Source organism: Pseudomonas sp. AB6, assembly GCF_034314105.1.
GTDB lineage: Bacteria > Pseudomonadota > Gammaproteobacteria > Pseudomonadales > Pseudomonadaceae > Aquipseudomonas.
In genome coordinates this window covers 315,879-329,992 of sequence record NZ_JAVIWJ010000001.1, presented here as the reverse complement: position 1 = coordinate 329,992, position 14,114 = coordinate 315,879, and the positions used below count along the sequence as shown (strand labels likewise).

Annotated in this window: 11 protein-coding genes and 1 pseudogene; 4 read left to right on the top strand and 8 right to left on the bottom strand. The window is 56.1% G+C overall.

What is annotated here, in order from left to right:
• Window positions 1–12: 12 nt before the first annotated feature.
• Window positions 13–1,701: an N-acetylglucosamine-specific PTS transporter subunit IIBC gene (gene nagE / locus RGW60_RS01620; protein ID WP_322201524.1), complete on the top strand. Its 1,689-nt coding sequence runs from the start codon at window positions 13–15 to the stop codon at window positions 1,699–1,701.
• Window positions 1,702–1,760: 59 nt separating this feature from the next.
• On the opposite strand, the gene RGW60_RS01615 is transcribed toward nagE, so the two are convergent.
• A complete protein-coding gene (locus tag RGW60_RS01615) occupies window positions 1,761–2,072 on the bottom strand; it encodes a YqfO family protein (RefSeq protein WP_322201522.1) in 312 nt (103 codons plus the stop codon).
• 13 nt (window positions 2,073–2,085) lie between these two features.
• Window positions 2,086–5,982 (bottom strand): phosphoribosylformylglycinamidine synthase, encoded by a 3,897-nt coding sequence (purL, locus tag RGW60_RS01610; protein ID WP_322201520.1) that lies wholly within the window; start codon window positions 5,980–5,982, stop codon window positions 2,086–2,088.
• 190 nt (window positions 5,983–6,172) lie between these two features.
• On the opposite strand from purL, the gene mltF reads away from it, so the two are divergent.
• Window positions 6,173–7,633, top strand: coding sequence for a membrane-bound lytic murein transglycosylase MltF (gene mltF, locus RGW60_RS01605; RefSeq protein ID WP_322201518.1), 1,461 nt, complete (start codon window positions 6,173–6,175; stop codon window positions 7,631–7,633).
• A gap of 55 nt (window positions 7,634–7,688) precedes the next feature.
• On the opposite strand, the gene tadA is transcribed toward mltF, so the two are convergent.
• Window positions 7,689–8,171, bottom strand: a complete 483-nt coding sequence (tadA, locus tag RGW60_RS01600) for a tRNA adenosine(34) deaminase TadA (RefSeq protein WP_322201516.1) — start codon at window positions 8,169–8,171, stop codon at window positions 7,689–7,691.
• A pseudogene (locus RGW60_RS01595) lies at window positions 8,171–8,382 on the bottom strand (multicopper oxidase domain-containing protein); the annotation flags it as partial. The gene tadA and the pseudogene RGW60_RS01595, both read right to left, overlap by 1 nt.
• A 92-nt stretch (window positions 8,383–8,474) precedes the next feature.
• Between RGW60_RS01595 and RGW60_RS01590 the strand changes: the two are divergent.
• The gene (locus tag RGW60_RS01590) at window positions 8,475–8,813 is read left to right on the top strand and encodes a zinc ribbon domain-containing protein YjdM (protein ID WP_322201514.1); all 339 of its coding nucleotides are present in this window, start codon (window positions 8,475–8,477) and stop codon (window positions 8,811–8,813) included.
• Between the two features lie 84 nt (window positions 8,814–8,897).
• Here the strand turns inward: RGW60_RS01590 and RGW60_RS01585 are convergent, their stop codons facing one another.
• The gene (locus tag RGW60_RS01585) at window positions 8,898–10,112 is read right to left on the bottom strand and encodes a type II toxin-antitoxin system HipA family toxin (protein ID WP_322201512.1); all 1,215 of its coding nucleotides are present in this window, start codon (window positions 10,110–10,112) and stop codon (window positions 8,898–8,900) included.
• Window positions 10,112–10,456, bottom strand: a complete 345-nt coding sequence (locus tag RGW60_RS01580) for a transcriptional regulator (protein ID WP_322201510.1) — start codon at window positions 10,454–10,456, stop codon at window positions 10,112–10,114. The genes RGW60_RS01585 and RGW60_RS01580 overlap by 1 nt, the downstream gene beginning before the upstream one ends.
• A 118-nt stretch (window positions 10,457–10,574) precedes the next feature.
• On the opposite strand from RGW60_RS01580, the gene RGW60_RS01575 reads away from it, so the two are divergent.
• Window positions 10,575–10,808, top strand: coding sequence for a hypothetical protein (locus RGW60_RS01575; protein ID WP_322201508.1), 234 nt, complete (start codon window positions 10,575–10,577; stop codon window positions 10,806–10,808).
• A gap of 28 nt (window positions 10,809–10,836) precedes the next feature.
• Here RGW60_RS01575 and guaA read toward each other — a convergent pair whose 3' ends face one another.
• Both guaA and guaB read right to left on the bottom strand, forming a co-directional pair.
• Complete coding sequence (gene guaA / locus RGW60_RS01570; RefSeq protein WP_322201506.1) at window positions 10,837–12,414, bottom strand: glutamine-hydrolyzing GMP synthase; 1,578 nt, start codon at window positions 12,412–12,414, stop codon at window positions 10,837–10,839.
• Between the two features lie 112 nt (window positions 12,415–12,526).
• Window positions 12,527–13,996, bottom strand: coding sequence for an IMP dehydrogenase (gene guaB / locus RGW60_RS01565; protein ID WP_322201504.1), 1,470 nt, complete (start codon window positions 13,994–13,996; stop codon window positions 12,527–12,529).
• Between the last annotated feature and the right edge of the window lie 118 nt (window positions 13,997–14,114).

The window sequence follows — 14,114 nt, the reverse complement described above, 5'->3', positions numbered from 1 at the left end:
AGGAAAACCGCCATGTACCAGCACCTGATCGAAGGTTTACAACGCCTTGGCCGCGCCCTGATGTTACCCATCGCCATCTTGCCCATCGCCGGCCTGTTGCTGCGCCTCGGTGATACTGACTTGCTAAACATCGCCATCGTCCATGCCGCTGGCAACGCAATTTTCGCCAATCTCGCGCTGATTTTCGCCATCGGCATTGCCGTGGGTTTCGCCCGCGACAACAACGGTACGGCTGGATTGGCCGGCGCCATTGGTTATCTGGTGATGGTTTCAGCACTCAAAGTGCTGGACCCCAAAATTGACATGGGCATTTTGGCGGGGATCATCAGCGGGCTAGTCGGGGGAACGCTCTATAACCGGTTCAAGGACATTAAGCTTCCGGAGTATTTGGCATTCTTCGGCGGACGGCGCTTCGTGCCCATCGTCACTGGCTTAACCGCCGTGGTGCTCGGATTAATATTTGGGCTGATATGGCCGCCGTTACAAGGTGGCATCAACAGCCTCGGCAAGATGATGCTGGAGAGCGGTAGCGTTGGCGCCTTTGCCTTTGGTGTCATGAACCGAATTTTAATTATTACCGGCCTGCACCACATTTTGAACAACCTGGTGTGGTTCGTCTTCGGAACCTTTACTGACCCGGAAACCGGGCGAGTGGTCACGGGTGACTTGGCTCGCTATTTCGCAGGCGATCCGGAAGGTGGTCAGTTCATGACCGGTATGTTCCCGATAATGATGTTCGGCTTACCCGCCGCGTGTCTGGCGATGTACCGAAATGCTTTGCCGAGCCAGCGTAAATTAATCGGCGGAGTATTGCTGTCGATGGCCTTGACCTCCTTTTTGACCGGTGTCACCGAGCCGGTGGAATTCGCCTTCATGTTCCTCGCGCCCCTGCTGTACCTGATTCACGCACTGTTGACGGGGTTGTCGATGACCCTGACTGACCTGCTCAATATCCACTTGGGATTCACCTTTTCCGGTGGCGCCATTGACTTGGCTCTAGGCTGGGGCAAGTCCACCAATGGGTGGATGATTTTTCCGCTGGGACTGCTCTATGCAGCGGTGTACTACGCAGTGTTCGATTACTGCATTCGCCGCTTCAATTTAAAAACCCCGGGGCGCGAACAACTGGTCAACAGAGACGCTCTAGTACCTCAAAGCGAACGCGCCGGTGCATACATTCATGCGTTCGGGGGGGCGGCTAACCTACTCAGCATCGACGCTTGTACTACACGTCTGCGCTTGAACCTGGTAGACCGCAGCAAGGCCATCGACAGTGAACTTAAGGCTTTAGGCGCAATGGCCATTGTGCGTCCAGGCAATGCAGGAAGTCTGCAGGTGGTCGTCGGACCCATGGCTGACAGCCTGGCAGACGAACTGCGAATAGCCCTGCCTAATACCAGCGTATCGCCGCTGCCGGTGACCCCCCCGACCATAGAGCCACAGGTGCAGCCGGTAGCGAATGAAGAAGCGCAACAATGGCTAGCCGCATTGGGTGGTAACCATGTAAGGCAAGTCGATTGTATAGCGCTGACGCGTCTGCGCGTACAGATAGATGCGGACTATCAACTGGCTGAAAGCCAACTGAAGGCACTGGGATGTTTGGGATTGAGTCAATTGGAAGATGGCGTATGGCATGTACTGGTCGGCGATCGAGCTCAAGGATTGAGCAAGGCTATACGACCGATGCTTGTGGGGGGTTGACCCTTAACGCTGAGAGTCTCTCGCGGCCCAGATGGCATCAGAAGATAATCTGCGGTGTCTCAGAAGTCAGCCAACCGCCACACTTCATACGCCGGGATTTCGTAGGGGTGACTCTGTTTAAGAGCCACAACTACGTGAGCGATCAACTCATCTGCGACAACCAGCTCGACTTTCCATTCCTGCAACTGCTCAATTTCGCCCCTGATCCCCCTGAACGGCTGACTGCCGTCCAGCGGGCAGAACTGCCCTTGCCCGAGTACTTGCCATGAGCAATGATCATAGGCGCCAATCCGACCCGCACCGGCAGCGAATACAGCGTTTTTGACCTCGTCTACATGGCTCTGTGGAACAAAAAAGCAGAGCTTATACATGGCTGACGCTACCTCAGTTCACCCAGACCCGTGCGTTACGGAATATGCGCATCCAGGCACCGTCTTCATTCCACTCTTCCGGACGCCACGAGTTCTGCACAGCGCGAAATACCCGTTCCGGGTGCGGCATCAGGATCGTGACACGACCGTCGCGCGAAGTCATACCACCGATACCGCGTGGCGAACCGTTCGGGTTAGCCGGGTATTTCTCAGTCACCTTGCCGTGGTTGTCAACGAACCGAATCGCTACGGAGCCAGATACCTCGGCTTCAAGTAGCGCATCTGCGCTGGCGAACTCGGCATGGCCTTCACCGTGGGCAATGGCTATTGGCATACGCGAGCCGGCCATTCCCTGTAGGAAGATTGACGGCGAATCCTGCACTTGGACCATCGCAACCCGCGCTTCGAACTGCTCGGAACGGTTACGTACAAAGTGCGGCCAGAACTCGCTGCCCGGAATTAATTCCCGCAGGTTGGACAACATCTGGCAACCGTTACACACGCCGAGAGTGAAGCTGTCCTGACGCTCAAAGAAGCCTTGGAACGCATCCCGGGCACGAGTATTGAACAAAGCTGATTTGGCCCAGCCCTCGCCAGCGCCCAGTACGTCGCCGTACGAAAAACCACCGCACGTTACCAGACCTTTGAACTCACCCAGATCGACGCGACCAGCGAGGATATCGCTCATGTGCACGTCGATGGCGTTAAAGCCAGCGCGGTCGAACGCGGCGGCCATCTCCACCTGACCATTGACGCCCTGCTCACGCAGAACGGCGACTTGTGGACGAATATTCTTCTTGATGTACGGCGCGCTTATGTCGTCATTTACATCAAACCCGACCTTGACGCTGAGGCCTGGATTGTCTTCTTCCAGCAGTACTTCGAACTCCTGTTCGGCACATTCAACGTTGTCACGCAAACGTTGAATCTGATAACTGGTTTCAGCCCACTGACGTTGCAGCAGGCGACGCTGACCGCCAAACACCGGATCACCGTTGAAGCTGATAGCCACTTCGTCGTTGTTTACTGGCTGGCCGATGACCGAAACGCATTCGCCAAGACCGGCAGCGCTGAATTGTGCAAGAACATCCGGAGTATCGTCCTGACGAACTTGAATCATCGCGCCCAGTTCTTCGTTGAACAGGATCGAGGCCAAATCAGCCGGACCGTCTGCCAAGCCATCAAGAAATAAGTTCAATCCACAATGACCGGCGAAAGCCATTTCAAGAGCAGTAACCAGCAAGCCGCCATCGGAACGGTCGTGGTAAGCCAGTACGTGACCGTCAGCATTGAGGCCTTGGATCACAGCAAAAAAGGCTTTGAGGTCTTCGGCGTCGTCCACGTCCGGCGCCACACGCCCGAGTTTGCCGTGGGTCTGTGCCAGAATCGATGCGCCCATACGATTTTGACCACGGCCCAGGTCGATCAGGATAAGGTCGGTTTCGCCCTTGTCCATGCGCAACTCAGGAGTCATGGTTTTACGAATATCCGTCACTGGGGCAAAGCCGGTCACGATCAACGACAGCGGCGAAGTTACGCTCTTGTCGGTGTCTTTATCGCGCCACTGGGTTTTCATGGACATGGAGTCCTTGCCCACTGGAATGGTGATACCCAGTTCCGGGCACAATTCCATGCCGACCGCTTTCACGGTGTCGTACAAACGAGCGTCTTCGCCGGGGTGACCGGCCGCGGACATCCAGTTGGCCGACAGTTTGATATCTGAGATTTTAGCGATGCGCGACGCCACGATGTTGGTCAGGGTCTCGCCAATGGCCATCCGGCCAGACGCCGGAGCATCCAGCAGCGCCAACGGCGTGCGTTCTCCCATGGCCATGGCTTCGCCGGTTTCAACGTCGAAACTGGTGGCGGTCACCGCGCAGTCAGCTACCGGCACTTGCCACGGGCCAACCATTTGATCGCGGGCGACCAGTCCGGTGATAGAACGGTCGCCAATAGTGATCAGGAAACTTTTGCTGGCAACTGCCGGGTGATGCAGAACCCTGGTCACACAGTCTTCGATATCCAGCATGCTTGGGTCGAAATCATCGCCCAACGCCTCTTCGCGAACAGCTGAACGGTGCATGCGTGGCGCTTTGCCCAGCAATACTTCCAGCGGCATGTCCACCGGGCTGTTGCCGAAGTGACTGTCGGTGACAGTCAGCTGTGGCTCGGCCGTGGCTTCACCAACGACAGCAAACGGGCAACGCTCACGTTCGCAAATGGCTTTGAAACGCTCGAAATCTGCGGCACCCACCGCCATCACGTAGCGTTCCTGGGATTCGTTGCTCCAGATTTCCAGCGGGGCCATACCCGGCTCGTCATTGGGGATATTGCGCAGTTCGAAACGACCGCCGCGTTCGCCATCGTTGACCAGTTCCGGGAAGGCGTTGGACAAACCGCCTGCGCCGACGTCATGGATGAAGCTGATCGGGTTGTCTTCACCCAGCTGCCAGCAGCGGTCAATCACTTCCTGGCAGCGGCGCTCCATCTCAGGGTTTTCACGCTGAACCGAAGCAAAGTCCAGATCTGCCGAACTGGTACCGGTAGCCATCGAAGAGGCTGCACCACCACCAAGGCCGATCAACATGGCTGGACCACCGAGCACGATCAGCTTAGAACCGACCACGATTTCGGCTTTCTGGACGTGTTCGTCACGAATGTTGCCCATACCACCGGCTAACATGATCGGCTTGTGATAACCACGGACTTCATCGCCGTGGGGCGTGTTAATCGATTGTTCGAAAGTACGGAAGTAACCGGTCAGTGCCGGGCGCCCGAACTCATTGTTGAATGCTGCGCCGCCCAACGGACCTTCCAACATGATGTCCAGCGCGGTGACGATACGCTCGGGTTTACCGTAGGGCACTTCCCAAGGCTGCACGAAACCGGGAATTTGCAGGTTGGACACGGTAAAGCCGGTAAGGCCGGCCTTTGGCTTAGCGCCACGACCAGTCGCACCCTCGTCGCGAATCTCACCACCCGAGCCGGTAGCAGCGCCGGGGAACGGGGCGATAGCGGTTGGGTGGTTATGGGTCTCGACCTTCATCAATATATGCACCGGCTCCTGGACCGCACCGTATTGGCGGGTCTCAGGATCCGGAAAAAAACGCCCAGCAACCGGGCCAGCAATGACGGCGGCATTGTCTTTATACGCAGACAACACACCTTCACCATGCATCTGGAAGGTGTTCTTGATCATGCCAAATAGGCTTTTTTCCTGATTCTCGCCGTCGATGTCCCAGCTGGCATTGAAGATTTTGTGGCGGCAATGCTCAGAGTTGGCCTGAGCGAACATCATCAGTTCGATGTCGTGGGGATTACGGCCCAACGCAGCAAAACTCGTCACCAAATAATCGATTTCGTCGTCAGCCAGGGCCAAGCCCAACTGGACGTTGGCAACTTCCAGCGCGGCGCGCCCGCCACCCAGCACATCGACGGCAATCAGTGGCTTGGGTTCGGCGTGGCCGAACAAACCGGCAGCGTGTTCTAGCGAACCCAACACCAACTGAGTCATGCGATCGTGCAGACAGCTTGAGATCAATTGGGCATCGGCTTCGCTAAACTGGCCTTCGACATAGAAGGCGATTCCGCGCTCAAGGCGCTGGACTTTCGCGAGACCGCAATTGCGGGCGATGTCGCTAGCCTTGCTCGACCATGGCGAAATAGTGCCGAACCGCGGGAGCACCAAAAACAGCCGACCGCTAGGCTCTTGAACCGCCACGCTAGGGCCGTATTTCAGAAGGCGGGCAAGCACCTGCTGTTCTTCGTCGCCAAGAACGTCGGCGACCTCAGCGAAGTGGGCGAATTCGGCGTACAAGCCACTTACAGCTGAAACTTTGAGTTCCAATTGCGCAAGTAATTTGCTGTGGCGGAAGGCAGAAAGGGCAGGAGCACCGCGCAGGATCAACATCTTCGGGACAGCCTCGGGAAGGGGTGTGCTTTGAGGCCGTGCATTCTAGCCTAAACCGTCCCTTTCGGCACCCAAAACGGTGGCGTGCGACGTCACCTAATGTCGGCATCCCGATTACCACCCGGGCCTATCAGACATGGCCTTGTCTGTCGAGATATGGTGCCGGGGGTCCTTTGCGTATACTGCACCGATGTTTTCCCATCCCGCTTTCCGCCCGCTGTGTGCCAAATGGCTCATCGCAACCGGACTCCTCCTGATGCTCGGCGCCTGTGTTGATAAACCCAACACACTGGAGCGAGTCAAGGAGGATGGCGTTTTGCGCGTCGTAACTCGTAACAGCCCGGCTACTTATTTTCAGGATCGCAACGGCGAAACCGGTTTTGAATACGAACTTGTTAAGCGTTTCGCCGAAGATCTCGGCGTCACACTGAAGATAGAGACAGCGGACAACATCGACGATTTGTATGATCAATTACACAAACCCGGTGGTCCGGTACTGGCCGCTGCCGGTTTGGTTGCGACCGATTCACGCAAATTGCAGGTGCGCTTCTCACACCCCTACTTGCAAGTCACCACTCAGATCATCTATCGCAACGGTCAACCGCGCCCATCGACGGCGGCCGATTTGATCGGAAAAAAAATTATGGTGCTTAAAGGCAGCAGCCACGCCGAGCAATTGGCCGCTCTGAAACTGAAAATGCCTGCACTGGAATACGAAGAATCTGACGCAGTTGAGGTTGTCGACCTACTGCGGATGGTTGATGAGGGTCAGATAGACCTGACCCTGGTTGATTCGAATGAAGTGGCAATGAATCAGGTGTACTTCCCAAACGTGCGCGTGGGGTTTGATTTGGGCGAGGGTCGCGATCAGCGTTGGGCGGTTGCGCCAGGTGACGACAACAGCCTACTCAACGAGATCAACAAATTTCTCGATAAGGTCGAGAAAAACGGCACGCTTCAACGCTTGAAAGACCGCTATTACGGGCACGTGGATGTCTTGGGTTACGTCGGCGCCTACACCTTCGCGCAACATCTTCAAGAGCGCTTGCCGCGCTACGAAAAACATTTCAAAACCTCTGCCAAGCAAGAACAGGTGGACTGGCGACTACTCGCGGCTATCGGTTATCAAGAGTCTCTTTGGCAGCCCGAGGTGACGTCAAAAACCGGTGTGCGTGGCTTGATGATGCTCACCCAAAACACGGCGCAAGCCATGGGCGTGGTCAATCGGCTGGACGCCAGGCAAAGCATTGAAGGCGGGGCAAAGTATTTTGCCGCCATGAAAGATCAGTTGGATGACAAGATTGAGGAGCCGGATCGAACCTGGCTTGCATTGGCCGCTTACAACGTTGGCAGCGGGCATTTGGACGACGCGCGAAAGATGGCGGAAGCCGAAGGAATGGACCCCAATAAATGGCTCGACGTGAAAAAAATGCTGCCGCGTCTGGCGCAAAAGAAGTGGTTCAGCAAAACCCGCTACGGCTACGCCCGCGGTGGCGAACCGGTAACTTTTGTCGCGAACATCCGCCGCTATTACGACATCCTCACTTGGGTGACTCAGCCACAGCTCGAGGGCAGTCAAGTGGCCGACGGCAACCTGCACGTGCCGGGAGTCGACAAGACCAAACCGACCGAAGAAAATCCTTCGCTGTAACCCATAAAATTCTGTACACCCGCTGAACAGCTGGTTTCAGAGTTTTCTGTGAGGTTCAGCCCTTCGCCCGCCGCGCCTTGAAGAACTCACTCAACATCGCGCCGCATTCTTGGGCCAATACGCCGCCTTCGAACAGCACCCTATGGTTGAGAAACCCCTGGGTAAAAAACTGACCCTGGCTCTGCACAATACCGGCCTTGGGTTCAGGTGCGCCGTATACGACCCGGGCGATTCGTGAATGCACGATCAGCCCAGCGCACATGCTGCACGGCTCAAGGGTCACGTAGAGCGTGCTGCCCGAGAGCCGATAATTACCCAAGGCCTGTGCCGCCGCCCGGATTGCGACCATTTCCGCATGTGCGCTAGGATCATGACCGCTGATGGGGCAGTTAAAACCGCGACCAATAATCTCGCCGTTTTGCACCACTACCGCGCCCACGGGCACCTCGCCCAGCGCCCCGCCTTGGGCGGCCAAGGCCAGCGCTTCGCGCATAAAAAACTGGTCCTGACTGCGATCAATAATCTGTGGCTGCCTCATCAGGACACCTCAATTGCGGCCATAAGCCCGGTTTCCATGTGATCGATCACATGACGTGAAACATCCAGATGCCGGGATTATCGGCCACCTGTGCCACACGAGCACGCTCGTTTTTACCTAACAAGTAGGTATCGGTGAAATACGGAATGATGGCTTTACGGTTCGAGACGATGACCTTGAAGCTCATCCCATGCAAGTGGATCGGATATTGCTTATTGCTGAGCGTTTATCACGAGTCGGCACCCTACCCCCTTAAAAACCCTTATAATCCTGCGTCTATTATCTTCAGATGCGAGAAACGCCGTGAGCTTACCGCCGTGCCCCAAATGCAATTCCGAATACACCTACGAAGACGGCACCCAATTCGTCTGTCCGGAATGCGCCAACGAGTGGACCGCTGACAGCGCAACCGATGCCTCTGACGACGTCAAAGTCATCAAGGATTCGGTAGGCAATACCCTGCAAGACGGCGACACCGTTACCGTTATCAAAGACCTCAAGGTCAAAGGCTCGTCACTGGTGGTTAAAGTCGGAACCAAGGTCAAGAACATCCGCTTGGTGGACGGCGACCACGATATCGACTGCAAGATCGACGGCATCGGCGCGATGAAACTGAAATCGGAGTTTGTAAAGAAGGGTTGAGGCTTACTCGTGCGGTCTGATCATCGGCCACCACACCGCACGCGCCCAACCTTGGAAACCACTTTCAAACTCATAAGCTCTTGCTTACCTGAGCATTCGCTCTGAGCTGGTGGCTTCGCGTGCCATTTGCAGATCTCCACCTTTAAGCCATTGGCTGTAGTAGTCCTTCAACTCTTCTTCCCAGCTTGCTACCTCATCAAGGAGATGCTCGGCGTGCTCACGCTCAAGCGCAAAGTGTGTGTGATGGCTGAGTAAGTTGGAGCGACTCACTTGGGGGCCGTCACTTCCAACCGCCATGGCTAACGCCTTAGCTGGACCTTCCTCCAGAATCGGCAGAACGTCATACATGGGTGAAAGGCGCCACTGGCCGTGGATTAAAATTACTGCATGGTTACGCGGGTGATCGTCGCTATTTCCAACCAGTGCGTTGTAGCACATGCGCCTGAACAGCTCATGCAAGTCCTCATCAGGAACACCACGTCGGCGCATCTCATCGGCCATGCCCGCGTACAACCAGTCACGATGGTACGGCTCATTCCAATCAGCATTCAGCAAGGTCAATGCGCTGAGCATCGGGATACGTTTCGCACCTTCAGCAATCGGAGTTCGGTCAAAGCGCTCCACTAGCAGGGTGGTTGGGGACTCGGCGTGAAGGGCCGTCTTCGCGACGCTCAATCCCTTCGATGCCGCGAAAGTCATGCACGCATACTCAATCGATGGATAGTCGTAGTTATCGAACCGATCTCGTGGCTTGGCCAGGATCAACATTCCGTTGTCTTGCAGGGTTCGTTTCGGGCGCGCACCGCCGAGTGCCGACCGCTGCTGGCGAATGTTGAGCGTGATTATCGCCTCATCTTCGAGCTGCCCGTCGTAAACGGCTTCACAGGCCTCAACAAATTTTGCCAATCCGCGCAAAGTTGGAACTGCTCCCCCACCTAAGCCCGGTGCCGGTGCCGCCGCGGTTCCAGCCATCAAGTTCCCAATCCGGTCGCTGTTCGGCGACTTGAGCAAAAAATCGATTGGACCAAGATCTCTTCCATATGCGCGATGGAGCAATCGCTCGCCCCAACCGTCGGGCATCGCGTCATTGATGAAGCCGGGAAAGCCACGGTTCTTCGTAATTCCGGTGTAAGGCTCGGCGCGCAATGGATAGTTGATGGGGTCAGGCACCCAACCCCCGCGCTTAACTAATTCGGGCGCATAGAGAAACTCACCGGTGCTCCCTCTCAAGGCCAGCCTTCCGAGGGTCAGAAGCTCGCCGGTTTCGGGATGATCCATGTAGATGTAAGCACGCGACATCAGAAATCCTCGGGCTTGGATTTAGGCAGTCGCACACGCTTTGTTGCTATGGCGTGGTGGGATTCGCCTTCGTAGGTAAAGCGGGTGATTTCGGACGTTTTTTCGATTCCTTCCAGGGAAGCGAAAACCGTTTCTGTGATTCCCAACTTCCACAGCACCAACATGAACGACCGAAGATCCACGAGTTCAGATCCACCCTCAATCTTGCGGAGCGTGTGCTCCGAGACGCCAAGTGTGACTTTTAGGTCCGATTGGCGTACTCCTAACGCAAGGCGCTTGGCTTTAACTAGAAGCCCGATTTTACTTAGCCTATCAGCGCAAGCGACGGGGAAAAAGCCGTCCATAAGACTCACCACCATTAGCATTAAATAATTTAAGGTTCACGGTAGCACTTATTAAGCGCGCACCAAATAAAATTAAAGCGCTTCAACGTGAGCCTTAAGGACAATAAGGTTAACAAGGATGAATATTATATTAAGGCTCGTGAGCCAGGTATCGCTTGGGAGCGCCGCGAGCGTCAAAATTGACGAGTTGAAAATGCAGCGTGAGATGAGGCCGAGCGACCTCATCAATCGGTGGCGGCGGCATCGCCCAACCGAACACGGTGTCGATACACTGGCTGAGGATGCTGCGCTGCACACCGTGGACAGCGCCATTAATGACGTAGAAAGACTCGTAACTATTGAAGATATTTAGATAAAAATCAAATAGTTACAACCAATACCTACTCCCACTCAATGGTCGCTGGCGGCTTGCTCGACACGTCGTAGGTGACGCGGGAGATGCCTTCGATTTCATTGATGATCCGGCCACTGACTACTTCCAGCAGTTCGTAAGGCAGGTGCGCCCAACGTGCGGTCATGAAGTCGACGGTTTCAACCGCTCGCAAGGCAACGACCCACGCGTAGCGACGTGCATCGCCGACTACGCCAACCGATTTCACTGGCTGGAACACCACGAACGCTTGGCTGACTTTGTGATACCAGTCGGCCTTGCGCAATTCTTCGATGAAGATGTGGTCGGCACGACGCAGCAGGTCGGCGTATTCCTTTTTAACTTCACCGAGAATCCGCACACCCAAGCCTGGGCCTGGGAATGGGTGACGATAAACCATGTCGTACGGCAGACCCAGTTCAAGACCCAAGCGACGGACTTCGTCCTTAAACAACTCGCGCAGTGGCTCGACCAGTTTGAGGTTCATCTCGTCCGGCAAACCACCCACGTTGTGGTGCGACTTGATTACATGGGCCTTGCCACTTTTAGCGCCAGCCGACTCGATCACGTCCGGGTAAATGGTGCCTTGGGCCAGGTACTTGATGTTGTCCAACTTGCAGGATTCAGCGTCAAACACATCGATGAAAGTGCGACCGATGATCTTGCGCTTTTTCTCCGGATCGCTTTCGCCTGCCAGGTTGTTGAGGAACTGATCCGCAGCGTTGGCGCGAATCACTTTGACGCCCATGTTCTCAGCGAACATGGCCATCACTTGCTCGCCTTCATGCAGGCGCAGCAGGCCGTTGTCGACAAAGACGCAGGTCAGCTGGTCACCAATGGCTTTGTGCAGCAACGCCGCGACCACCGAAGAATCGACGCCACCAGACAGACCAAGCAGTACGTTGTCAGTGCCAACTTGAGCGCGGATGCTGGCAATGGCGTCGTCAGCGATGTGCGACGGAGTCCATAGCGCTTCGCAGCCGCAGATGTCGAGGATGAAGCGCGACAGAATGCGCCCGCCCTGCTTGGTGTGGGTTACTTCCGGATGGAACTGCACGCCGTAATAGCCACGCTTATCGTCGGCCATGCCAGCGATTGGGCAGCTTGGGGTGCTGGCCAGCAGGTGGAAGCCTTCCGGGATTTCAGTCACTTTGTCGCCGTGGCTCATCCAAACGTCTAGGCCCAGAACACCATCAAGGTCGATGTGGTCTTCGATGCCGTCCAGGATGCGGCTTTTACCGACCACATCAACACGGGCGTAACCGAACTCGCGCATCTCGGAGCCTTGCACGCGGCCACCCAGCTGCTCAGCCATGGTCTGCATGCCGTAGCAGATGCCGAAAATGGGAACGTTCAGGTCGAAACACGCTTGCGGCGCTCGTGGGCTGCCGGCTTCATGAACGGACTCTGGGCCGCCAGCGAGGATGATCCCGCGCGGGTTGAATTCGCGAATCGCTTCGTCGTCCATGTCAAACGGATGCAGTTCGCAATACACGCCGATCTCACGCACGCGGCGGGCGATCAGTTGGGTGTACTGCGAGCCGAAGTCGAGGATCAGGATGCGGTGGGCGTGAATGTCGAGGGCCATGACTCTTCTCGTTCTCGTCGGAAAATCAGGAACAACACGGGGCTGCTAGCAGCCCCGGATAGATTGTGGGACCGAATTTACTCGGTCCCACAGGAACAGCTAAACAGCGCTTTTAGCCGACGCGGTAGTTCGGCGCTTCTTTGGTGATCTGCACGTCGTGGACGTGGGATTCAGCCATTCCAGCACCGGTAATACGCACGAATTCTGGCTTGGTGCGCATCTCTTCAATGTCGGCGCTGCCGGTGTAACCCATCGACGATCGCAGGCCGCCCATCAGTTGGTGAACGATAGCCGAGAGCGAGCCTTTGTAGGCGACTCGGCCTTCGATACCTTCCGGCACCAGCTTCTCGGCGCCTTCTGAAGAATCCTGGAAGTAGCGGTCGGAAGAGCCTTGCGCCTGGGACATGGCGCCTAGCGACCCCATACCGCGGTAAGCCTTGTACGAGCGGCCCTGGAACAGTTCGATTTCGCCCGGAGCCTCTTCGGTACCAGCGAACATCGAGCCCATCATGACGCAGGAAGCACCTGCGACGATGGCTTTGGACAGGTCACCCGAATAACGGATGCCGCCATCGGCGATCAATGGAACACCGGTGCCTTCAAGGGCTGCAGCAACGTTGGCGATGGCGCTGATTTGCGGCACGCCTACACCGGCAACGATGCGAGTAGTGCAAATGGAGCCTGGACCGATGCCAACCTTTACCGCATCGGCGCCAGCAGCAACCAATGCCTTGGCAGCAGCGCCCGTGGCAATGTTGCCGCCAACGACCTGTACTTCAGGGAAATTCTCTTTAACCCAACGGACGCGATCAATCACGCCTTTGGAATGGCCGTGGGCCGTATCGACCACCACCACATCCACACCTGCCAGAACCAGGGCTGCAACGCGCTCGCCAGTGTCTTTGCCGGTGCCGACTGCTGCGCCAACGCGAAGACGACCTTGGTCATCTTTGCTCGCCAGCGGATAGGCCTTGGCTTTTTCGATGTCCTTGACGGTCATCATGCCCTTAAGGGCGAAGTTGGCGTCGACGATCAGGACTTTTTCCAAGCGGTGCTTGTGCAGCAAATCGCGCACTTCGTACTTGTCGGCGCCTTCACGGACGGTGACCAAACGCTCTTTTGGCGTCATCACTTCACGAACGGTAGCATCCAGACGGGTTTCGAAGCGCACGTCGCGGGACGTCACGATGCCGACCAGGTCGCCATGGTGCAGTACCGGTACGCCGGAGATATTATGCAAGCGTGTCAGTTCAAACAGGTCACGAACCGTGGCGTCCGCCTCGATGGTGATCGGATCTTTGACGACACCCGCTTCGAATTTCTTGACCTTGCGCACTTCGGCAGCTTGCTGCTCGATGGTCATGTTCTTATGGATAATGCCGATGCCGCCTTCCTGAGCCATGGCAATCGCCAATCGGGCTTCGGTAACGGTATCCATTGCGGCAGAAACCAGCGGAATGTTCAGCTCGATGCCACGTGTCAAACGTGTCTTCAAACTAACTTCGTTAGGAAGTACCTCGGAATAACCGGGCACTAGGAGAATGTCGTCGAAGGTTAGAGCTTCTTGGCTGATACGCAGCATGCGGGGGCTCCCGAGCGGGAAATTGGAAGCGCGTCATTGTACCCAGACATGCCTGTCGGCTCAATGTAAACCTCAGGCTATTTTTACCACTGCCACCGATCTCTATAGAGCCAACTTT